Source organism: Pseudodesulfovibrio piezophilus C1TLV30, assembly GCF_000341895.1.
Classification (GTDB): domain Bacteria; phylum Desulfobacterota; class Desulfovibrionia; order Desulfovibrionales; family Desulfovibrionaceae; genus Pseudodesulfovibrio; species Pseudodesulfovibrio piezophilus.
In genome coordinates, this window is the sequence record NC_020409.1 from 1864107 (window position 1) to 1888540 (window position 24434).

24 protein-coding genes are annotated in these 24434 nt (G+C 52.0%); 4 read left to right on the top strand and 20 right to left on the bottom strand.

All coding sequences use genetic code 11. The features are described 5' to 3' along the window. Positions 1–36 precede the first annotated feature (36 nt). The 5 genes from rfaE2 to BN4_RS08970 all read right to left on the bottom strand — a co-directional run bounded on the left by rfaE2 (position 37) and on the right by BN4_RS08970 (position 2809). Positions 37–522, bottom strand: coding sequence for a D-glycero-beta-D-manno-heptose 1-phosphate adenylyltransferase (gene rfaE2 / locus BN4_RS08950; protein WP_015415063.1), 486 nt, complete (start codon positions 520–522; stop codon positions 37–39). Further along, on the bottom strand, positions 500–1297 hold the full coding sequence (locus BN4_RS08955) for a YkgJ family cysteine cluster protein (RefSeq protein ID WP_015415064.1): 798 nt from the start codon (positions 1295–1297) through the stop codon (positions 500–502). The genes rfaE2 and BN4_RS08955 overlap by 23 nt, the downstream gene beginning before the upstream one ends. A gap of 120 nt (positions 1298–1417) precedes the next feature. Then, a complete protein-coding gene (locus BN4_RS08960; RefSeq protein WP_015415065.1) occupies positions 1418–1672 on the bottom strand; it encodes a hypothetical protein in 255 nt (84 codons plus the stop codon). Positions 1673–1682: 10 nt separating this feature from the next. Then, complete coding sequence (locus BN4_RS08965; protein WP_015415066.1) at positions 1683–2153, bottom strand: 23S rRNA (pseudouridine(1915)-N(3))-methyltransferase RlmH; 471 nt, start codon at positions 2151–2153, stop codon at positions 1683–1685. Then, complete coding sequence (locus tag BN4_RS08970; RefSeq protein WP_015415067.1) at positions 2153–2809, bottom strand: metallophosphoesterase family protein; 657 nt, start codon at positions 2807–2809, stop codon at positions 2153–2155. The genes BN4_RS08965 and BN4_RS08970 overlap by 1 nt, the downstream gene beginning before the upstream one ends. A 200-nt stretch (positions 2810–3009) precedes the next feature. On the opposite strand from BN4_RS08970, the gene BN4_RS08975 reads away from it, so the two are divergent. Both BN4_RS08975 and BN4_RS08980 read left to right on the top strand, forming a co-directional pair. Then, positions 3010–3699 carry a queuosine precursor transporter gene (locus BN4_RS08975; RefSeq protein WP_041720876.1) on the top strand — a complete coding sequence of 230 codons (690 nt, stop codon included), beginning with the start codon at positions 3010–3012 and terminating at the stop codon, positions 3697–3699. Between the two features lie 118 nt (positions 3700–3817). Then, positions 3818–4468: an HD-GYP domain-containing protein gene (locus BN4_RS08980; protein ID WP_015415069.1), complete on the top strand. Its 651-nt coding sequence runs from the start codon at positions 3818–3820 to the stop codon at positions 4466–4468. A gap of 188 nt (positions 4469–4656) precedes the next feature. Here BN4_RS08980 and BN4_RS08985 read toward each other — a convergent pair whose 3' ends face one another. The 6 genes from BN4_RS08985 to BN4_RS09010 form a co-directional block, all read right to left on the bottom strand. Next, positions 4657–6213, bottom strand: a complete 1557-nt coding sequence (locus tag BN4_RS08985) for a methyl-accepting chemotaxis protein (protein ID WP_015415070.1) — start codon at positions 6211–6213, stop codon at positions 4657–4659. Between the two features lie 137 nt (positions 6214–6350). Next, positions 6351–7043 (bottom strand): SPOR domain-containing protein, encoded by a 693-nt coding sequence (locus BN4_RS08990; protein ID WP_015415071.1) that lies wholly within the window; start codon positions 7041–7043, stop codon positions 6351–6353. A gap of 139 nt (positions 7044–7182) precedes the next feature. After that, positions 7183–8826 carry an arginine--tRNA ligase gene (argS, locus tag BN4_RS08995; RefSeq protein ID WP_041720249.1) on the bottom strand — a complete coding sequence of 548 codons (1644 nt, stop codon included), beginning with the start codon at positions 8824–8826 and terminating at the stop codon, positions 7183–7185. 121 nt (positions 8827–8947) lie between these two features. Then, entirely contained in the window at positions 8948–9610 is a 663-nt protein-coding gene (gene cmk / locus BN4_RS09000; RefSeq protein ID WP_157871328.1) for a (d)CMP kinase, read from the bottom strand. Continuing rightward, positions 9600–10700 carry a histidinol-phosphate transaminase gene (gene hisC / locus BN4_RS09005; protein ID WP_015415074.1) on the bottom strand — a complete coding sequence of 367 codons (1101 nt, stop codon included), beginning with the start codon at positions 10698–10700 and terminating at the stop codon, positions 9600–9602. Before hisC ends, cmk begins: the two co-directional genes overlap by 11 nt. A 127-nt stretch (positions 10701–10827) precedes the next feature. Beyond that, positions 10828–11268 carry a universal stress protein gene (locus BN4_RS09010; RefSeq protein ID WP_015415075.1) on the bottom strand — a complete coding sequence of 147 codons (441 nt, stop codon included), beginning with the start codon at positions 11266–11268 and terminating at the stop codon, positions 10828–10830. Positions 11269–11564: 296 nt separating this feature from the next. On the opposite strand from BN4_RS09010, the gene BN4_RS09015 reads away from it, so the two are divergent. Further along, the gene (locus BN4_RS09015) at positions 11565–12023 is read left to right on the top strand and encodes a flagellar assembly protein FliX (RefSeq protein ID WP_015415076.1); all 459 of its coding nucleotides are present in this window, start codon (positions 11565–11567) and stop codon (positions 12021–12023) included. Between the two features lie 180 nt (positions 12024–12203). Here BN4_RS09015 and BN4_RS09020 read toward each other — a convergent pair whose 3' ends face one another. The 5 genes from BN4_RS09020 to BN4_RS09040 form a co-directional block, all read right to left on the bottom strand. Next, entirely contained in the window at positions 12204–12926 is a 723-nt protein-coding gene (locus BN4_RS09020) for an ABC transporter ATP-binding protein (RefSeq protein ID WP_015415077.1), read from the bottom strand. A gap of 277 nt (positions 12927–13203) precedes the next feature. Further along, positions 13204–14394 carry an ABC transporter permease subunit gene (locus tag BN4_RS09025; protein WP_015415078.1) on the bottom strand — a complete coding sequence of 397 codons (1191 nt, stop codon included), beginning with the start codon at positions 14392–14394 and terminating at the stop codon, positions 13204–13206. Continuing rightward, a complete protein-coding gene (locus tag BN4_RS09030; RefSeq protein ID WP_015415079.1) occupies positions 14375–15277 on the bottom strand; it encodes a branched-chain amino acid ABC transporter permease in 903 nt (300 codons plus the stop codon). Before BN4_RS09030 ends, BN4_RS09025 begins: the two co-directional genes overlap by 20 nt. Positions 15278–15335: 58 nt before the next feature. Beyond that, the gene (locus BN4_RS09035; protein ID WP_015415080.1) at positions 15336–16484 is read right to left on the bottom strand and encodes a branched-chain amino acid ABC transporter substrate-binding protein; all 1149 of its coding nucleotides are present in this window, start codon (positions 16482–16484) and stop codon (positions 15336–15338) included. A gap of 37 nt (positions 16485–16521) precedes the next feature. Next, complete coding sequence (locus tag BN4_RS09040) at positions 16522–17277, bottom strand: ABC transporter ATP-binding protein (protein WP_015415081.1); 756 nt, start codon at positions 17275–17277, stop codon at positions 16522–16524. A gap of 427 nt (positions 17278–17704) precedes the next feature. Between BN4_RS09040 and BN4_RS09045 the strand changes: the two genes are divergently transcribed. Next, complete coding sequence (locus tag BN4_RS09045) at positions 17705–18457, top strand: SDR family oxidoreductase (protein ID WP_015415082.1); 753 nt, start codon at positions 17705–17707, stop codon at positions 18455–18457. Positions 18458–18515: 58 nt separating this feature from the next. Here BN4_RS09045 and BN4_RS09050 read toward each other — a convergent pair whose 3' ends face one another. The 4 genes from BN4_RS09050 to BN4_RS09065 form a co-directional block, all read right to left on the bottom strand. Further along, positions 18516–19769 (bottom strand): diguanylate cyclase domain-containing protein, encoded by a 1254-nt coding sequence (locus tag BN4_RS09050; RefSeq protein ID WP_015415083.1) that lies wholly within the window; start codon positions 19767–19769, stop codon positions 18516–18518. Positions 19770–20152: 383 nt separating this feature from the next. Further along, positions 20153–20812: a coiled-coil domain-containing protein gene (locus tag BN4_RS09055; RefSeq protein WP_015415084.1), complete on the bottom strand. Its 660-nt coding sequence runs from the start codon at positions 20810–20812 to the stop codon at positions 20153–20155. 50 nt (positions 20813–20862) lie between these two features. Beyond that, positions 20863–22134: a quinone-interacting membrane-bound oxidoreductase complex subunit QmoC gene (qmoC, locus tag BN4_RS09060; RefSeq protein WP_015415085.1), complete on the bottom strand. Its 1272-nt coding sequence runs from the start codon at positions 22132–22134 to the stop codon at positions 20863–20865. 10 nt (positions 22135–22144) lie between these two features. Continuing rightward, positions 22145–24433, bottom strand: a complete 2289-nt coding sequence (locus BN4_RS09065) for a hydrogenase iron-sulfur subunit (RefSeq protein WP_015415086.1) — start codon at positions 24431–24433, stop codon at positions 22145–22147. Between the last annotated feature and the right edge of the window lies 1 nt (position 24434).

Consider the following 24434-nt stretch of genomic DNA (forward strand, 5'->3'; position numbering starts at 1 on the left):
TGTGAGAATGACTCCGGCTCTGGGCCGAAAGACTCTTTAACTGGTCCTGATTTTCTCCAGGAACCCGGTCGTCGAGTATCCTTCCAAAAGCGGCAGGCTGTGAACTTCGCCACCAGCCTTGGTAACCACATCATTGCCAACGATCTGATCCACGGCCCAGTCTCCGCCTTTGACAAGCACATCGGGACGGGCAGCCTTGATCAGCTCAAGAGGAGTGGATTCGTGAAAGATCACAATGTAATCCACGCACTCCAAACCAGCGAGAACAAAAGCCCTCTCCTCTTGCGGATTCACAGGACGGTCATCCCCCTTGCCCAGCATCTTGACGGACTCATCAGAATTGAGACCGAGAATAAGGGAATCGCCAAGGGAACGGGCACGGGAAAGCAAGTCCACGTGTCCGGGATGGAGCACATCGAAACATCCATTGGTAAAGACCAATTTATGCCCAGGCATCAATTCCGCCTTCCGTTTCAGGAAGGTACGGATACTCATGAGTTTAGGATTGGCAGGAAGGCCCACGGGGTGTGACTCCTTTTGGTTTGAGCTTGGTTGTGTCGTGGAAGAGCATCAGCTCGAACCAGTCCATGGCAAAAGATAAGGCGACAAATTCATCTTCAAGGATTGCTTTCTGTCGTTTTTCGTCAATATCGACACGCTCAAAGAGGCGCATCTTGACGATAAAACGCTGAAACTCATCTACTTTGTACAGGGCGAGAGTCGCCAGATGGCTCATCTTATCGGAAACAGGACGCCCTCCCTCCTTGATGCGGGCGAGGATATTCATATACCGATCGTTACTGGCAGTATATTCTTGAAAGCCCTGATCTTTTTTCCAACTGACACCGGTCCATTCATCCTGTTCCTTGAACCCGCAGCAATGGTCTTCCTTGACAATGAAGAATTGCTCTTTGACGCCGCCGTTGCCATCCGGTCGGGTGGCACGGCCAAGAGGGTACATGCGGCAAGCTCCAGGACGATCAGCGTAGATGGAGCATCCCTGCTTGGTGACAAAGGGGCAGGTCTGGGCCGCGCTGTCTGTCATGCGAAACTTGAAAACCGGGAAATTACTATCCGGTGCACGGTGTCCGTAGGTATAGATGCGCAGAAAATCGATGCTGTTTTTCGAGGTGGCACTCCTCATGCGCAGAATATCGTAGGGAGTCAGAACCAGATCAAGGTCGCTGCAACAGGCATTGAAACATTCAATGCCTGGGTAACATTTGAATTGGTATGTCTTTCCTTCCTCCAGTTCGGGGAGGGAGTCGAGAAAATCTTTAGTCTCGTCAGTGCTCATGGCATTCTCCTGGACCAAGGCCCATTTGAGTTTCCGGCAACGAAAGCGTCCCGTTGTCGGGTGGCCTCTCCTAGCACGACTCGGCAGGGGAGCAAAGTCGAGCCAAAGTCAGGTCGAAATCTAGGAAGGAATCTCAGTGGGAGCATTCTCAGCATCGGCATCAGCGACACCCGCTTCATTGGTCATTGAAGCATAGGCTTCCTTGAAAATGAGTTTGGTTGCCATTTCATCGGCTTGTTCACCCAGCTCCATCAGGTGTTCGAGAAAATCAATAATCTCCAGACGACGGGCTTCCTCGCCGTTTTCAAATTCGAATTGACAGTCTCCACTCTCAAAATAATGCGCCACGCGCTTCAGGTAATCGATATCCAGCATCTATTTTCTCCTAATCGTGATGATACGGCATGTTCTTATGAATGGTCCCGGCACGGTACAATTGCTCCAGCAATACGAGACGCGCCAATTCATGCGGCAAAGTCATGTCGCTGAGGCGGATGGAGTGCCGTGCCGCCGATTTGACCTCATCGGACAGGCCAAAGGGGCCACCAATAACAAAAACCGGCCGTTGATTGGGAGCATCTGTCCAGGTCCGAAGACGCTTGGCCAACGTGCGCGAGGTCATATTTTCGCCAAATTCATCAAGAATGATGATGATATCCCCCTTGCTCACTTTGGCGAGAATACCCTCCCCTTCCTTTCGACTCTTGTCTGGCGGGGGGAGCTTGCCCGGCGCATCCTTGACGATGGATTCTTCTAGCTTGAAAAAACGGGACAGTTTTTTCCAGTAATGCGCGCACCCATCCACGGAATGTTTTTCTTTGAGCTTTCCGACCCATATAAAACCTATTTTCGACATCAGACACTCATCAGGGTGGCAGTCAGGAGACATTCCCGATATTCAAGACGGACATACCTGCCACCGGCCAGCATGCCAGGGTTGAAGACCGGGGTTCGACCAATATGGTCACACCCCACGGACTCATGGATATGTCCGGTGACAACAGCTGCGGGCTGCACTCTTTCGATAAAGTCACGGACCAGTCGACTCCCGACGTGTTGCCCGTTGCCCAGCATATCAAGCCTGGTTCCATAGGGAGGCTCGTGGATTGCCACAATGAGTTGCTTGAATGTCTTGGCCTGGAGGTATGTCTCCTCAAGCCACTTGCCAAGAACAGATTCTTCGACCTCACCGGGCGTGCCGAAAGGCGTAGGGGAGGAGAGCCCGACCCCCATCAAGCCGAGGTCCGGGGCTATTTCCCGAACCCGCAAGTGAATATCGATATCCCGCTCCTTCAAATACGATTGGACCGCCTCGGTATCCATATTTCCGGGCTGAGCCAGAATCCGCGGATTCATGGCGCTAATGCGACCGAGAACCCGATCCGCGACTTCACGGGTGCCCACGTTGGTCAGATCACCGGTAATAATCACGCCTTCCGCTCCAGCCAGTCCCGGTATGGAATCGAGCACATCTGTGCTTTCGTGCACGTCTCCGAATGCTATCCAATACATGGTGGTCAACTCCGTCATGAAGGTCTTTTCACAATGTGGCGAGACAGTATCCGGGCCAGAGAGAGGAGTCAAATGGCACAATCCCGGCAGAGACGAGCCTGCTCTCGCTGAAACCCTCGTCAGTCTGACGAACTGGAGTGCACATCATAAGAGCCTCTGGAAAACTTGACCTCACGCCGAAATCCGGGCAAGCCAAGCGCATGAACGAAACGTTATGGATCCTCTTTGCCCTCGTCGACCTGTGCATGGTCCTTTTCGTGTACCGGTTTTTTGGAAAAGTCGGGCTCTTTGGCCTGATGGTCTTCAACCTGTTACTGTGCAATATTCAGGTTCTCAAAACCGTGGAACTCTTTGGTCTGACCACGACCCTTGGGAATGTCCTTTATGCCAGTGTTTTTCTCGCCACAGACCTGCTCAGCGAATTTCATGGCAAGAAAGAAGCTCAAAAAGGCGTCTTGCTCGGTTTTGTCGCACTGGTGATGATGGTCGGATACATGCAATTCGCGCTCTATTTTCAACCTGCGGCAGAGGACTTTGCCCAGCCCCATCTCCAGGCGCTCTTCGGGTTCATGCCGCGTATTGCCCTGGCAAGCATGATTGCGTACCTCATCTCACAACTTCATGATGTCTGGGCCTTTCACGCCATTAAGAACCGGACAGGTGACAAACTTCTCTGGCTCAGGAACAACGCATCTACCATGGTCAGCCAATTTCTGGATTCCGCCATTTTCTGCACGATCGCTTTCTATGGCATGTTTCCCATGAACGTTTTCTGGGAAATCCTGCTTTCCACCTATATTATCAAGGTCGTTGTGGCGGCTCTGGATACACCGTTCATTTATCTTGCCCGCCATCTCTTCCGCAAGCAGGACACGGCCATCACGACGTAAACTCGTTTATTTGAATCCGGTGTGTCCTTTTGACACACAGCCGCGCCCCTACGGGTGCCGCGTTTCACACAGTTTTGTCTGCCCCTGCTTCGGCAGGGGCTTTTTATTCGGAGAATCGATGTACACCCTCGCCACGGACGCCACACCCCGCTCCACACCACCCAAGAACGAACATGAAATTCTTCACCAATTTCTGATCTCCCTTGGCAAGGCCATTGATGCCAAAGATGCCGGTACAGGCTCTCACTCCAGTGAAGTCGCCCGCATTGCCGAGGCGATAGGCTGGGCAATGGGTATTACCGGAAAAGAAATCCGCTGGTTAAGTATGGCAGGGTTACTCCATGATATCGGGAAAATAGGAATACCAGATTCAATCCTGTCCAAACCTGGTCCTCTGAACGATGAGGAATGGGAGATAATCAAGACACATCCGGGCAAAGGAGAGGCTATTGTCAGGCCGGTTGAAGAATTCGGCAAAAAGAAAAGCGTGGCTGATATCGTCCGCCACCATCATGAACGGTTCGACGGTCTGGGATATCCCGACGGACTCATGGAAGAGGAAATTCCCCTCGGTGCCCGCATTGTGGCCGTAGCCGACTCCATTTCTACCATGCTTCAGGACCGCCCCTATCAGGCAGGACGCAACTTTGACGAAGCCATGGAAGAAATCCTGGTCTGTGCCGGGACCCGATATGACCCAGATGTGGTGGAAGCACTTATGTCTGTCCGGGAAGATATCAAACATATCCTTCCAGGCATTGACCGGTAAAGAATCAAACACGATCTTCCGAGTCATCAGGATGCACTTCATCCCTTCCTAAAACAGCCCCAGGGGGAAGCAAGCCCTTTTCTCACCAGGGGCATCACAGCAAGAGTCAGCTCCTCAAGCCCAGCCTCCTTCCCTGCAATACCGGAAAGCCTTGGAGCGTGTCCTTCCTGTGTCGTATCCTCCGGCCGCTAATCCTGAGCACTCTTCCTGATCGCATCCATGGTCACTCGCAAATCTCCAGCAAGCCGAACAAGATCAGCGACAGCCATGGCTGACTCATGCATGGCTTCAAAAGTTTCATCAGCGGCCACATTGATATCGCCTGTTGACCGTGAGATCTCATCGCTGGCAGCGGACTGCTGCTCTGCCGCCGCAGCAATGGATTGGACATTGTCAGACGTCTGGCTGGCAAGCTCGACAATGGCGTTCAACGCCGCCCCGGCCTTGCGTGTGGTTTCAACAGTGTCTCCGACCACACGCGAAGTCTCCCGCGCAGAAGCCACATTTGCCTCGGCACTGACCTGAATGGCCTTGATGTTTCCATCCACATTTTTCGTGGCATCCATGGTTTTTTCGGCCAGTTTACGAACTTCGTCAGCAACAACGGCAAAACCTCGCCCGGCGTCTCCGGCACGGGCTGCTTCAATGGCCGCATTGAGTGCCAGGAGATTGGTCTGATCGGCAATATCCGAAATCACTGACATGATGTTGCCGATGGAATCAGCCTGCCTACCCAACGAATCCATGTCATTGGACAGCTGGGCAGCCTGTTCTTCGAGCAAAGAGATATCCTGAATGACCTGGGAAACAATGGATTCCCCATTCATGGCTTCCTCGCGGGCCTGATCCGAGACTTCAGCCGCATTGGCTGCATTGCGAGCCACCTCAAGGACTGTGGCATTCATCTCTTCCACACTGACAGCCACACCGGCGGTCAATTTCCGACTTTCCTCCGAAGCCCGGCTGGACTGCTGGACCTGCGTGGAAATCTCATTGGCCGCAGAAGCAAGGTGATCGGAAATCTCATCAGCCTGATCCGCTGTCTTGGTCAAGACCTCGTTTTGTTCCCGAAGTGCCTTTTCATGCATCTTGACGGTCGTCATATCCAGATATAGGCAAAACCCGCCCAAACATTTCCCGCGACTGTCATTAAGAGCATAAACATTGGCCAACACATGCCGAGTCCCACCTTTGTGCCCTTGAATGGCAACTTCAAGATTTCGGAAGGTCTGTCCGTTGTTCATGGCTTTGCCCACGGCTGTTTCACGGCTGGAATCGTTATAGAATATTTCAGCCAGGGTTTTCCCAAGCTGCTGCTCGACTGAGCCATCCACCTCAAGCATATCGAGCGTGGCCTGATTGGTATGGAGGGTCCGTTCTTCTGTATCCACCAAAAGGAAAGGGACAGGTAGTCCACTGATAACACCCTCACACAATCCCTTGTAGCGGGTAAAACTATCGGTCAATTCACGAAGGGCCGTTGCCAATGGCCCGGAACCAAGAATTGCAGAAAAATCGACAGTCTTATCTTCCGAAGCATGCTCCACCGTAATGGCCAGGCGGCCAAAATCCGCAGCATAAGCGCGGGCAACCATGAAGAGACTGAAACAGGTGACAATGGAGAGACAAAGCCCGCCGGACCAGAGGAAAAGGGGAGAAAGACCGAGGACGAAATGACCGATGAGACAAAGAATAACAGTGACCCCAATCACCGCCCCGCCAGCAGAAACCATACGAAAATTCATAGGAGACCTCACGACTAAAGGAGACCGGATCGCAAGACGGTCCGATGTGCATCAAAAGTCGCTATAAAGTCAGAATTGAAAAAGGTCAATGGAACTCGACAAGTTAAGCCCGTGCCCTTTCATGGAAGCCATCCTGTCTACTGGGTCGCCACTTTCTTTTTCAGGAGCGGTTTGGCTATACCATGCCTGGCAAGGATCGCTTTCATTCCGGCAGTGGAAGACGGCGTTCCGTAGTAATGGACCTGGACACGGTACCAGGTCTTGCCTTTGGCTGTTGCGGCCTGGATGGACGTTTTCAGTCCATCTGCCACGAGTTTGTCACTCAAGGCTTCAGCCATGGAGTCCTTGCGAAATGCCGCCACCTGATAGATGTAGTCAAAGACTGACTCCGCAGATGATGTGCCCTTTTGACTGGAAACACTCGTTTGAACGGAAGTTGATTTGGAAGCTTCTGCCTGTCGGGCTTCCTTTTTCGCTTTTACTTCAGGCTCGACCTTGGGCAATCCTTCGGCCATGACCTTTTCCGGAGTCTGTTGCAGTCTTTCAGGATAATCCAGCTCTTCGGGCTTGAGAATCTGCTCTCCCGGCTCCAGGGCAATCTGGCCATGTTCCTTGGAAGGCATGATTTCCTGAAGTTGTGGCACATCGACCTCTGGCCGATACCCGCGCCCAATAAGGATTCCCATGGTGAAAAAAAAGGTGAGCGCAAGGACGCCCGCTCCCACGGCACTGATCATGCCGGAAAGGGAAAATGAGAAGTCATAGGTCTTTTTCGTCGCGTTGAGCTTCGGAACCTTGACCTTGAATTTGGTGCCTTTCGGGTCAGCCATGCATACCTCTATACAGTTATTGAACAGGAAGAAGCACGGCTCCACTGCCAGACTGCACTGACGGTATTTCCACCAGAGCCAGTTCGGCACAGCTGCGCTCCCATCCCCATGAGAACAGCCCCGTTGTCGTTTCCACCCTCTACATTGATTCGGGTGCGCTCACGCCGAGTAGCCCCAGCCCACTCGCCACGACTCCAGCGACGCAATCCAGAAGCATAAGCCGGGAGGAAGCCACTTCCTTCTCTGCGGAAAGAACATGGCAATTGCTATAATATCTGTGCAGTGCCGATGCCAGTTCCTGCAAATACATGCTGATCATGTGCGGAGCCTGACTCCGGGCAGCAGCTTCCACAAAGTCCGGATACTGATCAAGAAGTTTGAGCATAGCCAGATCATACTCCGTATCAAGCAGCATCAAGGACTCGGCGGAAACCGCGGCGGCTGCGGTTCCAGCCTCAGCGGCTTTGACATTGAGCGAACAGATACGGGCGTGGGCATACTGAACATAATACACCGGATTATCCATGGATTTCTGCTTGACCAATTCCAGATCGAAATCAAGTTTCGAGTCGGATTTGCGGGACAAGAACATGAAACGGGACGCATCAGCCCCTACTTCGTCCACCACATCCTTGAGAGTCTCGAACTGACCGGCCCGAGTGGACATGGCCACAGGTTCGCCATCGCGGAGCAGATTGACAAGATTCACCAGAATAACGTGCAGCCCTCCCTTCTTTCCAAGAGCTTCACAGGCGGCCATCATCCGAGGGACATACCCATGGTGATCCGCACCCCAAATATCGACAACAAGATCGAATCCGCGTTTGAATTTATTGTCATGGTAAGCGATGTCAGAGGCAAAATACGTGGTGTCCCCATTGGACTTGCGCAGAACCCTATCCTTGTCGTCGCCCAATTCGGTTGATTTGAACCAATAGGCCCCATCCGCTTCGTAGCCCATGCCGGAAGCAGTCAGGTCAGCAAAGGTCTCGTCAACCCGACCTTCCTCCACCAGACTTTTTTCAGAGAACCAGATGTCGTGCCGCACACCGAATGCAGCAAGGTCTTCCTTGATCCCTTCAAGGATGACATCCTTACCGTATGCTGTACATGCGGCCACGGCTTCAGTCTCATCCATGCTGAGCAGATCAGGAGTGATTTTCATGAAATCAGCTGCGATATCCTTGATATATTCACCCTTGTAAAAATCTTCTGGCTCGGCAACATCCTGCCCGCTCAATTGTTTGGCGCGGTAATAGATGGAGCCACCCAGTATCAACATCTGCCGACCAGCATCATTGATGTAGTACTCAGCTTCCACATCATACCCGGCCATCTCCATGATGCGAACCAGGGAATCTCCCAAAGCGGCTCCACGTCCATGCCCAATGTGCAGAGGCCCGGTCGGGTTGGCGGATACATATTCCACCTGAACCCTGGTCCCAGCGCCCAGGTCCGAGGTTCCATAAGCTTTCCCCGCGTCACGGATGACGCCGACGGTCTCATGCCAAAAGGAGGGAGCAAAGGTAAAATTCAGGAATCCAGGTCCGGCTATCTCGATGGAGTCAATGAGAAGATCCCCTTCCATGGCAGCCACGATGTCCTCGGCAATGGCTCGAGGAGCCTTCTTGGCCTGCTTCGCCAGCATCATGGCAACATTGACTGACATGTCGCCGAATTTTTTATCCTTGGGCGGTTCGATAACGGCCTTTTCCGGCCACTCCCAGCCTTTCTCGGCCAGAACCGCTTTCAATGCGTTTTCAAGATGTATTTTCGCTCTCATGGCTTGTCTCACTCCTTGCAACAAAGCTCGTGCTCGGGGTTTAGCATGTTTGCCCCCGCAATCCAAGAGCATGCCGTCCCTCGGAAAAGGACACCACGCCAGCTTTATCGGTCTGGTTACGTTATTTTTTCACGCCCTGAACCAATGCCTCAAAAACTTCTGTCTTGGACAGGTCGGTCGTGTCGATGGTGATGGCGTCGTCCGCCGGTTTCAATGGAGCCACGGTCCGGCTCCGGTCCTGAAGGTCACGCGCTTCGATCTGTTCTTTCAGTTCTTCCAATTCAGCGGGCTTCCCCATATCACGAAGTTGCAGGAACCGCCGACGAGCGCGTTCCTCTACCGTGGCGTCGAGAAAAAACTTGTATGGAGCGTCTGGGAAAATGGCAGTTCCCATGTCCCGCCCTTCGGCAACCAATGCGAACCGATCGCCGATAGACCGCTGGGCCTGCTTCAAAAATGTCCGAACCACGGGTAATGTCGCCACATTGGACGCCCACATCCCTACCTGCTCAGTACGAATCTCGTCGCCTATTTCCACGCCATTCAACGAGAGTATTGACGTCTCTCCCACCCCTGAAAGAGTAAAATCAAACCCGGCCATTTCCCCCTCAAGCTCAGTCTCGTCCCACCGCCATGCGCCTTCGCCCAATTTCCAGGCAATGGCCCGGAACATGGCTCCGGTATCAAGATAGGGAATGGAAAGTTCTTTTGCCAACTGCTTGGCCATGGTGGATTTACCAACACCGGCCGGTCCGTCGAGAGTGACAATCAGTTTAGGCACCAAGGACCTCCCCGAGAGCCTTGATGAATTGTTTGTTTTCCGCTTCAGTTCCAATTGTGACCCGAATCATCTTCCCCAGTCCGAAGCTGCCCAGAGGACGAACGATGATCCCTTTCTTGAGGAGTGACTTGAAGACTGTCTGTGCCGGTTTTGTCGGCTCGAACATCACGAAATTGGCCTGACTCGGATAGACCTTGCACCCGATCTTGGGCAGGGCTTCCATGAAATATTCCCGCCCGCTCATGACCACCTGCAGGGTTTCATTGTAGAAGGCGTCATCATTCAGGGCTGCAATGGCCGCTTCCTCTGCCAGCAGATTCACCGTGAATGGAATGCGGGCATTCTTGAGATACCCCAACAACTTGGGAGGAAGGATGCCGTAACCGACACGCAGTCCCGCCAAGCCATACGCCTTGGAAAAAGTACGGAGGACCACAAGATTATCAAATTTATCATAAGCCTGCACCGGAGTGTAGGATTCGGGAGGCCATACGAAGTCGATATACGCTTCATCCACCACCAGCAGGCAGTCTTTGGGCAACACTCCGGCGAGCACGGACAGATCTTCCACACTGGCGGCCTGGCCGGTGGGATTATCCGGGCTGGTGACAAAGACCATGGCCGTATTTTCATCTGCGGCCTTGGCCAGTTTATCCAGTGGCAACTCGAAAGGGTCTCCCCGCTTGACCTCGCGGTATTCCACTCCGGCCAGCTTGGCACACATGCGATACATGGCGAAACTATGCTCATACCCAATCACATTGCTCACCCCCGGACGGGCCTTCATGCGAAAAAGCATATCAATGATTTCATCCGACCCATTCCCCACAAGGATGGATTCCCTGGGCACACCGATGTGTTTGCTGATCTCTGTGACCAATTTGGGGGTATTATTTTCGGGATACCGAAAAATCCTGTCGAGATTTTTGGCCATGACCTTTTGCACAACAGGTGATGCACCCAAAGGGTTCTCATTGCTGGCAAGCTTGATAACATTGGCAAGGCCGTACCGTTCCCGAATCTGTTCGATCGTCAGACCAGGGGTGTACGGGTCAAAGTCCAGGATTTCCGAACGGACGCTGAATTCTCTCATGATATTCCATTCCTGCGTGTGATTTCCGGCCAGTGGTGCCGAGGTAAAATACGGCAATCTCCAACAAAAGAACGGCCGAAGCCGTTCCTTGTATATATTTTGCTGATCCCAGTAAAGGGAAACGGACCTAGCTGGGACGAACTGTCAACACAGGAACCCCGGAAGACTTAACGACCTTTTCGGCCACCGACCCGAACAGGATTCGATCGATGCCCTTACGACCATGGGTGCCCATGACAATCATGTCGGCATTCTCGGCTTCCGCGATAGAAAGAATCTCCTCTGCGGGATAGCCTGTTACAACCTTGCCGACCACATTAAGATCGCCAAAGTTGTCCTTCACAAATTCGCTCATCGTGTCTTCAGCGCCAGTGACAATTTCTCCCACAAAGCTCTCAATGGAACTGGGAGGGACATGGAAGCCGACATACTGGCTCAAGGATGGAGCAACGTACAGCACCACGATCTGCGCACCAACGCAATTGCCAATCATGCTGGCATAATCGGCCACTGTCGGGCTGTAGTCCGAGAAATCAACTGCGCACAAAATTTTCTTGATATCAGCCATGATCGTTCTCCTTGGTATGTAATTCAGTGGTCTGAACGCCCATGCGTCAGCCACAAGAGGGACGTAAGAGTTCTTACATGTCATTATTATCTGCCAGAGCCATGGACCGTAGACAACCTTTTTCTTCTGCTTTACACTAGGGTGTAACCAAATGGGACTCCCTCCCGATATAGGGGGAAGTTTTTTCCGGGTTCCGTTATAAAAAAGATATGTATTTCCAAACGATTGTCAAGCGTTCACCTTGGCAAGATCCTTGCATTAGCAATGGTAACAACCACAGGATAGGAGTGAGAACCATGAAGATCCATCCTGATCAGATCGAGGGCGTTCAACCTGAGCAACTGCAAAGGAAGAACAAGACGAATACGTCCGGGCAAGCCTTCGGGGATCTTCTCAATCAGGAAGTGGCCAAGGGAGAGTCACCGCAGTCCGCTGCAGGTGTCGCGCCACCCCAGATTGTGAACCCTTTGATCGCCACCGAAGCAGTGAATTCCGTGTCTACCGACACAGACGACACTGTCGAGGGACAGGTAGAATCAGTTCTCGACAAGTGGGATGACTACGCTACCACGCTTGCAGGCCCTGAGGCAGGACTCAAGTCCGCCTACGGAACCCTGGATCAAATCGCCAGCGAAGTCGCTGCCATCAAGGAAGGCGATGCCGACCTTGATCCCGGCCTGAAGTCCATTGTCGATGAATTGGAAACCCTGACCGCAACCGAACAGTTCAAGTTCAATCGCGGCGATTACAGCTAGCCCAGACTCCACCATTTCGTGTGTCCGGACCCACTTGCGGCCCGGACACGCCCTTGCCTTGTTGACAAAGCCTCCGCACAAAAAGGCTCCGCCTATCACTTTTCTTATTCAATGCCCACTCCAGAAAAAAAACCGCCAAATACTGCCTGGCGGGGATGATTTCCTCGATGAAGAACAGAACTATTCGCCAAGATAGGCTTTACGAATATCCGGGTTCGTCAAAAGCTTGTCAGCGGCATCTTCCATGACCACGGAACCGGTCTCCAGCACATAACCGCGCTTGGAGCATTGCAGAGCCAGGTTGGCATTTTGCTCAACAAGAACGACAGTCACGCCTTGTTCATTGATCATCTTGATAATGTTGAAAATTTGCTGCACCAGCAAAGGAGCCAGCCCCATGGAGGGTTCATCAAGCAAAAGCACCTTGGGACGACTCATGAGCGCCCGCCCCATGGCCAGCATCTGCTGTTCCCCCCCCGACAAAGTGCCACCGAACTGCTTACGTCTTTCGCGTAATTTCGGAAACAAATCGAAAACACGTTCGATATCATCTTTCATGGCAACCTTGTCGTCTCGAAAAAAAGCCCCCATATCCAGATTTTCCAAGACAGTCAGTCGTGGAAATATACGACGCCCTTCAGGAACCTGGCAAAGTCCCATGGTCGGAAGAACATCACTCCCGACATCGTTTATCCGTTGTCCTTTGTACAGGATATCACCTTCCACGGCCTTGACAATATTGCATATTGTCATCAGCGTTGTGGATTTTCCCGCTCCGTTGGCCCCGATAATGGAGACAATCTCGCCTTCATAGACCTTGATGGATATTCCCTTGAGAGCCTGAATCCGTCCATAAGCGGAAACCACGTTCTTCAATTCAAGGATGGGTGTTTTTTCTGCCATCTATTCTGCCTCCGACGCTTCGAGCCTCCCGTGAAGGACTTCGCCAGCATCTCATGAACTTTTATATCTCAAGACCTATCGAGCCGGCTGGAAAACTTCGCACTTTTGCTGCTTTTCCCTGGACCGCCCCATTTCCCTGCCGGGTACATAGAGGCTCTTCTTCCCAAAAAGAACAGCCCGTCCTCTTCCCGCCCTTCTGCCTTGCAAAGGCGAAAGCGGCGTCTCGTTTTCAGTCGAAGACAGAGAATTTATCTCTGTCTCCCGGTATGCCATCCTTCTAGTCCGCTTCTTCCGACCGACGCCCCACACGCTTGGCAGGCCAGATACCTGCCGGGCGAATAAGCATCATCAAAGTCATGACACCTCCGAAAACAAGCATGCGATACAATTCGAATTCACGGAAAGCTTCGGGCAGAGCGACCAATGCAATAACGCCGAGAATGACACCTGGGATCGACCCCATCCCCCCCAGTACAACCATGGCCAAAACCATGGCGGATTCCAGAAAAGAAAAAGACTCAGGACCGACAAAACGCATCCGCGCAGCAAAAAAAGCACCGGCGAATCCGGCAAAGGTCGCCCCCATGCCATAGGCCAACAGCTTGAGCAAAAAAGTATTCACTCCCATCAACTCTGCTGCGGTTTCATCTTCTCGAATTGCTTCCCAGGCCCGTCCTATGCGTGAATGATTCAACCTGTAGACCGCCAGGATGGTAAAAACCGCAATGCCTAAAATAACATAGTAAAGAGAACTGAGGCTTTTGAATTGCACACCGAATATCTCCGGCCTCGGAATGCTCAAAATTCCATTGGGACCATTGGTCAATGCCATCCAGTTATTCAGAATAAGACGGACAATTTCACCAAAACCGAGGGTAACAATAGCGAGATAATCCCCACGCATCCGCAGAGTCGGATAGCCGATGATACAGCCTGCGATAGCGGCACAAAGACCGGCGACTGGCAAACAGAGCCAAAACGACATGCCGAAATGCAAGCTCAGCAGCGCATATGTGTAAGCACCCACCCCGTAAAAAGCGATGTAGCCAAGGTCAAGCAACCCGGCCAGCCCCACAACAATGTTCAATCCCAGCCCAAGACAAATATAAATGAGTACCGAAATGGCTACATCATGCGCATACCGCCCGGTCATCAGCGGAAACCCCACGGCAATGGCGAGAACAACACCGAGCAACAGCCATCTCGGCAGTTTCTCATACAGCACCTGGACGCCACTCATCCCGGCTTTGACGGGAGTCCCGACACTGTCGAGGTATCCAGCTTCCTTGATTTGATAAAAAAACATGATGAAAACAGCGGCGACAGCCACATAGCCAAAGACTTTGAAGGTCGTGGCAAATTCCAACCCTTCCGGCTTAATGCCCAGCAAAGGCCACAGCAGGATGAGAAACCAGACAAGACCGACCCCGCAGGCCAGCCATAATTTCTTAGACTCGCGTATCGTCAACGTTCTCTCCCATGATGCCGGTGGGGCGGAAATACAAGACAGCAATCAAAATGACAAAGGCAAAGACATCCTTGTATTCGCCGGAAATATATCCCGCCGCAAAAATTTCAACCATGCCGATTATGAGTCCACCGATCAGCGCACCGGTGATATTACCAATACCACCAAGAACCGCAGCCGCGAAGGCCTTGATACCGGGAACAAAACCCATGGAGTAATTGACCGACCCGTAATAGAGCCCAACCATAATCCCGGCAGCAGCAGCCAGGGCAGCGCCCAGGGCAAAGGTCAGGGCAATGATGCGATTGGAATTGATGCCAACCAGAGCGGACATGACCTTGTCCTGTGCTGTGGCTCGCATAGCCCGCCCGATACGGGTTTTGAAGACCAAAAGGTTCAGCCCCACAAGGAGAACGGCTGTCAGAACGACAATGAAGATTTGCATATAGGAGACTGAGACGAGGCCTATCTCAAAACCACCGGAAGTAATCTCGGTAGGATATGCCTTGTCATACACTCCCTGAGTCAGCATCAACCCGTTCTGGAGAAAAATCGACATACCCAATGCTGCCAACAACGCAGCCAGACGCGAAGCCTGTCGGAGCGGCTTGTAGGCGAGCTGTTCCACTGCCATTGCGAGCAGAGCACAGTATCCCATTGACAGGACGAGAGATATGCCAAGACAGGCATAGGGGTTCACCCCTTGTGCCGACAGATAGGAAATGAGGATAACCCCCATGTACCCACCTGCCGCAAAAAACTCGCCATGAGCGAAATTGATGAGCTGGATAATGCCGTAAACCATGGTATATCCCAGAGCGATCAAAGCATAGACGCCACCGAGAGTGATACCGTTGATAAGCTGCTGAATGAAAAATTCCATATGAATCCAATACGGAGGCCCGCACGGGCAGGCCTCCGGGGGTTAAGGTCGGGGAAGCCTAGTATTTCTCGCCGGAAAGGGAGTTCCAATAGGGGACAAACTTGCCATCCTTGATCTGGTAGACGGTATAGTTTGAACCGGAATCACCCTTTTCATTATAGGAAACCTGCTTGGAAGCACCGACGAAATCGACTTTCAACAGGGCTTCGCGAACCTTGGCGAAATCCGTGGTTCCAGCGGCTTTGACTGCCAACAGATAAGCCATGGTCGAGTCAAAAGAGTATGCAGAATAGGCCCCAGGCTCGTTTCCTGTGAGCGCTTTGTACTTGGTATAAAACTCCTTGTAGGCAGGAGCATCCTTGTCAATAGCGCCAAAGGTGCAGAACATGCCTTCGGCATCAGCCTTGGCTATTTCGATGAGCTTGGGATGATACACGGCATCCTGTCCCATCAGTTTTGCAGTGATGCCCATACGTCTGGCCTGAATAACCATCAACGCACCGGTGGCGGAGTTTTGCAGAGAAATGTAGAGCAAATCAGGGTTGGCACCCTTGATCTTTGTCAAAACGGCGGAATAATCCTTGTCCCCCTGATTCACATGATCGTGCTCCAGCACCTCAATTCCCGCTGCCTTGGCGGCAAGGGCAACGCCTTCGGCCAATCCCTGAGAATAGGTGGTTTTGTCATCAACGATAAAGATGGTTTTGACGTTCTCGACTTCCTTCATGAACTTGACGGCAGCCGGAGCCTGATGGTCATCACGACCACAGGTGCGGAACATGTTCGTCAGGCCGCGCTCAGTCACCTTGGGGCTTGTCGAGGCAGGCGTCAGCATGATGATATTTTCTTCGGCCAGGGTCTCGGATGCAGGGATGGTCGAGCTGGAGCAGTAGGCTCCGACAACGCCTACCACCTGATCGTTGATCAGCTTGTTGGCAGAAGCGACAGCCTGCTTGGGATCACAGGCCGTGTCCTGCGGAAAGACCTGGATATCTGTGTACCCGGCAATTCCACCCTGTTCTTTCATGACCTCGATGGCGATCTCGGCCCCCTGGCGAATATCATTGCCATCCGCCGCATAGGGACCGGTCAAAGGTGACATGGTTCCGATTTTCAAAATTTGCTCGGCCTTTTTTTCTTCGCCGCAGCCGGCCAGGACCATGGTCATGACGGCAAGCACCGCGACCAAAGCAAGGATACGTTTCATGGACACTCTCTCCGTAGTTGCAGTTGAAGCCAGATACTTACTGGCCGAGATATGCTTCAATCACAGCGGGATTTTTCTGAATTTCTTCAGGCAAGCCCTCCGCGATCATGACACCGTGGTCAAGAACGACGATGCGGTTACAAATCCCCATGACGACTTTCATATCATGTTCGACCATGAGGACATTGATACCCAGCTGGGTTATACGCCCGATATCATGCATTAATTCCATTGATTCAGCCGGATTGAGTCCGGCAGCAGGTTCATCAAGCAGAATCGCGTGCGGCTCACTGGCCAATGCTCTGGCAATTTCCAACCGACGCTGATGACCATAAGCCATATTGGATGCGACCTCGTCTGCGACAGAGCCAAGCCCCATGAATTCAAGCGCTTTCATTGATTTTTCAACGATACGTTCCTCTTCTCGTTTCTGCGAAGGGCTTCGCAACACCGCGCCGACGACACCTTTGCTGGACCGACTGTGCTGCGCAACCATACAGTTTTCCAAGGCAGTCATGTTCTGGAAAAGCCGAATATTCTGAAATGTCCGGGCAACCCCCATGGACAAGACCTGATAAGGGCGGAGACCTGTTATGACCTTCCCGTCATAGCTCACTTTGCCGGATGAAGCCTTGTATACGCCGGTGATGACGTTGAAGACTGTCGTTTTACCCGCTCCATTGGGACCGATCAGTCCGACAACCTCTCCCTCCGAAAGAGAGAAGGAAACATCGGTCAGAGCTTGAAGCCCCCCGAAACGAACACAGATATCATCTAATACTAATTTTGCCATAACTACCCGATTTGAAAAGGAATGGCCCTTTACCCCGAGACATTCTTCTTCCCATGCAACAGACCCAAGGACCCGGAATCTGTTATTTTTCTATTTGAACGGTATCTTTTAACCCATTTAAGAAAAAAAGTCTAATAAACGCGTAGAATGTTAATCTACCGACGAAAATTAATAAAGATTGCTTCTGAACAGAACATAATTGTCAATCCCCCCACAAAAACCACATATACATTGTAACAACTCCAATCAAACCGCATCAATAAAGGAATGTTGAGTCATAAAGGAGGATATTGTTCGACAGGGCAGCCTTTTAACGAATAATATCCAAGAAAACCAATCAGATTTCTCTCATTGCCAGACAGCCCTTTCCTTGAGCCTCCGAATACGTTAGTTTTCAGGATCACCAACGAATACTCTGGAGTACATTATGAGTAAAACAGTCTTCATCACAGGGGCGACTGCCGGATTTGGTAAAGCCATGGCCGAAAGATATGCCGCCGAAGGATGGCAGCTTATCGTGTCCGGGCGCAGAGAGGATCGCCTGGAAGAGCTCAAAGCGGAACTGGCACCAACGGCTGTTCACACAGTCTGTTTTGACGTCCGTGACAGGGAAGCGACCCAGGCAGCGATAGCCGCCATTCCGCCCCAGTTCGCTGACATTGATGTGTTGGTCAATAACGCAGGGCTTGCCCTCGGCATGGAGCCTGTCCACAAATGCGATCTGGATGAATGGGATTGCATGATAGACACCAACATCAAGGGGCTGCTTTATGTGACCAGGACCGTTGTGGAAGGAATGGTCGAACGAGGGCGCGGGCATATTGTCAATCTCGGCTCTGTCGCTGGAACATACCCTTATCCCGGCGGGAATACATACGGCGCGACCAAGGCATTTGTGAAGCAGTTCTCCCTGAACATGCGCGCAGACCTCCTGGGAACCCCTGTTCGCGTGACGAATATTGAACCAGGCCTGTGCGAATCCGAGTTCTCTGTGGTTCGTTTTCGTGGAGATGCTTCCATGGCGGAACAAGTTTACAAGGGCATGCAGCCTATTGTTCCCGAGGACATCGCCGAAATCATATACTGGGTCACCACATTGCCGCCTCATGTCAATATCAATGCGCTCGAAGTGATGCCAGTAGACCAGGCCTTCTCGCCTTTTGCCATCAACAGGAGCTAACTTTACCAAAAGTAAAAAGGGCCGGAACACATGCTGTTTTTCGGCCCTTCTTACTTTTTTACTTTTCCGGCTTCCTGCTTTTCTTTCTTTCTTTTTCTTGGGGAGATGCTTGCTCCAGAGAGGCGTTACTTTTCTTGACCGTTTTTTTTTCATCCGGTCTGACGATACCTTTTTTTGAGGTTTTGCTCGCCATTTGCTTGGCAACTTTTTCCGAAAAAACGGTTATATAGTGTCCTGCCTTTTCTTTTGACACATACATAGCCTGGTCTGCCATACGCACGAGAAGCTCGACATCCATCCCACCATTCGGATCAAATTCGGCAATACCAATACTCATGGTGACCGTACAATTCTCATCCATAAGGGTGAAATTCTCTGTCAGCCGCTTGCACACCAACCTTGCCATTTCCGCATTGGTTTGCGGCAAGAGCAAACAAAACTCATCTCCGCCGTATCGGGCTGCAACGTCTTCCTGTCTCGTGATACTTTCAAGTGATTTTGCTACATTAAGCAGAACAGTGTCGCCATACCTGTGCCCATGGATATCATTCGCCTGCTTAAACTTATCCAAATCTATATAGCACAAAGCAAACCGTTCAGCCCGACGTTGCCCTCTCGAAATTTCCATGCGCAAATATTCGTAAAAACTCCGCTGGTTAAACAACCCAGTCATACCGTCACGCCGGGCCTGGTCCGCCAACTGCTGTGTCCGCACAGCGACCTGCTCTTCCAGTTCACGTGTGTATTCCTCCAACTCTTCCTGCCCTCGCCTCACCTCGTTCATCAGTCCTTGAATGTAGGTATCAAAAACGAGAATCAAATCGAAGAGCATAAGTTTTTCCAAGGACTCCTGTTGAACTCGACAGGTCTTACAAACCAAGTCGTCTTTCGAATCATCTTTCGTATCGTCTCGGAGGTAATCACGAAGAATCATGCTCAATGTCTTGAATGCCGCGATATACAATTTGGGTGGAACTCCAATGCGCTTGTGAACCAAGCCGATGCGAAGCCGGGATTGAACGTATTCCATATCGTACTGACCATCAAAGAGAGACCGGAGATATCCTCTGAGATGATTTTTCAGCCTGTAGAGACTTTCCGCATCCCCAATAACCTGAGAGACTCCTTCCAATCCCACGAGCTTGTCATAAAATTTTTCGACAATGTCCACGAGGTTATTGGCTACCAAAGGTTTTATAGCCAGGAGGATTTTTGCATCCTCTTCTGTAATGAAAAGCAGGCCTTTCCTTTTGATAATTTCGTGATCAGTGATCCGTAACTGTTCATTGAGCGTGAGATCCGTGGGTTTCATGCGAGTTACTCCATAATGGAATTAATGATAGAACGGACTTCAATCAGTTTCCAGTGGACGTCACAACAAACACACGACACACAAGAATGCCCTCGGGCTGACTGATTTCCCTCTATGGTAATTCAAAAATGATATGCCGCTCTTTTCAATTATATATATTATAAAGAATGTAATGACAGTTAATCCCTCATTTCCCATTCCTCTCCTTGAACAGAGTCGCGCCCGCAATCAAAGTATTCTCTTCCTAAAAAATAAACATAAAATGAGTTCCTTCCTTTTTTTAAAGTTCTTACTCACCCGGTATAAAAGGAATCTCTGTCATAAGAAAAGGCCCACACCGAAGTGTGGGCCTTGAAACCATGCGAATTATTTCAGAGACCGACTTACCAGTCGCCACCGAAAGCGTCACCACCGAGTCCGAAGTCAGGTTCAGGCTCGCCACCGACATCAGGACCGGATGCCATGGCATCACCACCGGCTTCGGCTGCTGCACCTTCTGCTCCGGCAACACCGGCCACGACTACACCCTGACTCTTGACCTTTTCGACTTCCGCCATCAGGTCATTGAGTTTCTGGGTCATTTCATCAAGCTTCTGAGAAGCAACAGTGACCTTGTTCTCGCCAGCGGCATTCGCAGCGGCAACGGTTTTGGCCTGGGCTTCCAGAGGATCAATCTTGGCAGCCAACTCTTCTTTTTCGGTCGTCAGTTTTGCAACTTCGGCCTTCAGAGCGGCGTTCTCTTCTTTCAATTTTCCCAGGATATCGAGGACAGCCTGTGCACGGGCAGCTTCGCCCTCAGGCAACGCCTCGATCTTGACCTGATTGCCGAGTTTGGCGATTTCGCCTTCAGCGTATTTGGTCAGTCCAGGCTCCTGCTCGTAAATCCAGGCTTTAGACAATGCCTGGGCAACGGGAGCAATGTCTGCATCCACAGTTTCGGTCTGAGTGATATAAGCCAGCATATCGAGCTGAGTCTGATCAGCAGCTTCGCCGCGCAGTACAGACACGAAAGCGTTCATGGGGTAAACCTTAGCTTCAGCCATTTGATGCCTCCTTAACTAAGTAAGCTTCTTTTGTATGTTCACCAAGGCGACTATTTGTCAGCGCCCATGGGGATGCGACCAATTTTCTTGGCGTAGGACAGAGCCACAGTACGATAAACCAAGTGACCCAACTTGGACCACGGAAGGTATGCGAGCATCATGAAGACCGCGATGAGGTGGATATAATACACCGGGTAAGCCAGCAGGGCTACACCCATGACGCGGAAGATGAAAGCTCCGATACCAGTCAGGAAGATGGTCCAGATCAATGTAATCAAGTACCAATCGTACCAGTTTGAGGACTGTTTTGCCTGATCCAGATTCACGCGACGTTTGGTCAAGGCGACGAGACCATACACACCGAGACCGGCACCCAGGAAGGCGAGCAGTTTGATCGGATGGTAGATCGGCATCGGGGTATGACCGATGGCGGACAGGATATCGCCCAAGCCATGCATGCCAAGCGTGCGGAAGAGCCAGCCACCCCAGTGGCCGGATGCGACAACACCGGTGACGACCATCAAGGCGATAAATGCGAACATAAGCATCTTGTGCCCCCCGGCGCGCTTGACATCAAGCTCGTCGGAAGTGTCGTCATTGCAGTCGTTAAACTGTGTGTGTTGCAGTATTTCATACTTCACGGTGTCAATCAGAGCGGCACAAAAGCACGGCTCTTCCTTGCGCCCGACAATGAATGTCTTGGGCTGGCCATCAAAAGCCTTGAGCATGTTCCGGACACCGGCATAGAAGCCCCAGAGCATGAAAGCAAACACCAGAATGAAGATAGGATCAATGGTGAAATCACCCGGAAACAGGCCACCGAAGACGATAATGCCGTCGGCAACAGGATTCCAGGCATGAGCGGCTTCGTTCCACTCGAAAGTGGGCAGTGCGGAGCCGAGCTTTCCAGCCATGATAACCCAGATGATGCCATACAGCAGTGCGGGAACAGCGGCCAAAGGCAGCATTCCGGCAGAGCTGGACATCAGCTTGCCAATGATCGGCAGCGGAGCCAGATTGCGATAAGCCATGTTCCGCAGGGCGGAAAGCATATCACCAGGTTTGGCACCACGGGGGCACAGGTCGGAACAGGTGCCACAATTGTGGCACAGCCAGATGTCGATATCGTTGACCAGTCTGTCCTTGAGTCCCCACTGAGCCCACACCATTTCCTTACGGGGGTATGGATTGTCATCCGGGGACAGAGGGCACACCACCGAACAGGTGGCGCACTGGTAGCATTTTTTCAGGGAGTCGCCGCCGACAGCCTGCAACTCTTTCACGAACTTAAGGTCCGGTTGTACCTTGACGGTATTAGACATGCCGTACCTCCTAGTAACCCTTGAACGGGTTCGGGCCGAAGTTGGTAGTGATGTTCCTGACGAATTCATCGATGATACCAGGAACCTGGTCGTACATGTCGATGGAAACCTCGAACTGCTCAACGCGTTCAGGCTCGACACCGAGACGACCAAGGGACTCAGCAATGTTTTCCTTGCGGCGGTTACACAGCTCTGACCCCTTGATAAAGTGGCACTGGTAATCGTCACCGTATTTGCAGCCCAGCATCATCACACCGTCAACCCCCTTGGACATTGCGTCTGCAACCCAGATGGCATTGACGGAACCGAGGCAGCGCACAGGCAGGAAACGGACATAAGGAGACCAGGATTTGCCGCGCATGGCAGCCATATCCAGAGCCGGGTAGGCATCGTTCTCGCACGCCAGAACGATGATGCGCGGGCCACCTTCGTCCAGAGTATCGGGAACTTTGACTTCCTTGATGGCCTGACCGATCTGGCTGATACCATAGTTGGAAAAGGAGATGACGCGCTCCGGACAAGCTCCCATACACGTTCCGCAACGGCGGCAACGAGTGGGATTCGGAAGCGGTGTTCCCTTTTCATCATCATCCAACGCGCCGAACGGGCATTCCTCGGTGCAGCGTTTGCACTGGGTACAACGAGTAAAGTTGAACTCAGGGAAGCTCAGATCGCCGGAGCGGGGATGCACGGCCACGCCACGATTGGCGGACTCGATGCACTGGATAGCCTTCAGAGCGGCGCCTGCGGCGTCCTCTTCAGCAAGCCCCAATCCCATGGGCTGGCGAACGCAACCTGCTGCATACACACCTGTACGACGGGTTTCATATGGGAAGCAGATGTAGTTGGAATCAGCAAATCCATCGAATAATTCCAGGTCAGGGAACGCTGGCCCCTGACGATAGACGAATTGCATGATCGGATCAGAAGCCGTTGTCGGCACGATGGCAGTAGGAACCACTACCATATCAGCAACCAGCTCGATTTCGGCACCCAGGAGGGTGTCCTTGGCAGTCACAACAACCTGTGAGCCGGCATCCCTGACACCGGTGACGGTGCCCTTGGTCAGCATGACACCCGGATCGTCCTGAGCGGCCTGGTAGTATTTCTCATTGATACCGGGGACCATCATGTGATCGTAGACCACATAGGCGACGGCGTCCGGAGCAAGTTCACGTACATAGTTGGCCTGCTTCAAGGCGACCAGAGAGGTCAGCTCCGAGCTGTAAGCCAAATGTTTCGCGGATTCTTTATCTTCATAAACGAAGACTTCGCACTCTTCATCTTCTTCTACGGGAGCAGCGTCGTCTTCTTTGCATGGCAGATCTTCGGGAGCGGCACATGCTGCGCCGCACGCATCATAATTGACACCCTTCATCAGCAAAGAGGTATCAACGATGAATGCCACGGATTTCGGAGTCTTGCCGTCTGCGGTCTTAATGCCGCCGTTGGCAGCCATCTTTTCAAGCTCCGCAGTGGTCACGACGTTTTTAACGGAACCATATCCGAGCGGTGCGAGGAATTTGGTATTCCCCGGCATCCAACCAGTAGCCATGACAACTGCACCAATCTCATACTCGGTACCGGCCACAGTGGCTTTGTACTGAGCAGGCGCACCAGCCAGGGAATCAACCGTGGCACCGGTGATAACCTGAATCTTGTCGTTGGCCTGGACTTCCTTGATAAGGGCATCGATGCCGATTTCCTGCTGACGTTCACTAAAAGGAGCACCCAGCGGGAAGGATTTATACATTGTAGCGGCCTTGCCACCCAACGTGTCAGCCTTTTCAACCAGGATCACGGAGTATCCCAGAGAAGCTGCGTTTGTAGCAGCCTTCAAACCTGTGAAACCACCACCCACGACCATGACGGTCTTGAAGGCATCAGGCAGTTCCGGTTCGGGAAGACGGCTGTTGGCCAGCTTGATGATTCCCATATTGACATAATCCTTGGCGATGACTTCCATCTGACCAGGGAAAGCCGGGTCTTCCTGGTAGGACCACACACACTGCTCACGCAGGCTGACGCGTTCTACCTGGGTTTTCTCATCAAATTTGAAAACATCCCATTTTGAACGGGGAGTACAGGCGCAGCAAACCACGCCGTCCAATTCGTTTTCCTTGATATCGGCCTCGATCATTGCCACGCCCTCGGGGCTGCAAAGCACCGCATTGGACTTGGCGACGGTGACGACGGAGGAATGTTTGCCACCTGCTGCAAATTGAGCCAGGGCATCGACATCGAGATTCGCTCCGATGTCACAGCCTCCACAGATATATACTCCAAGCTTTTCAGCCATT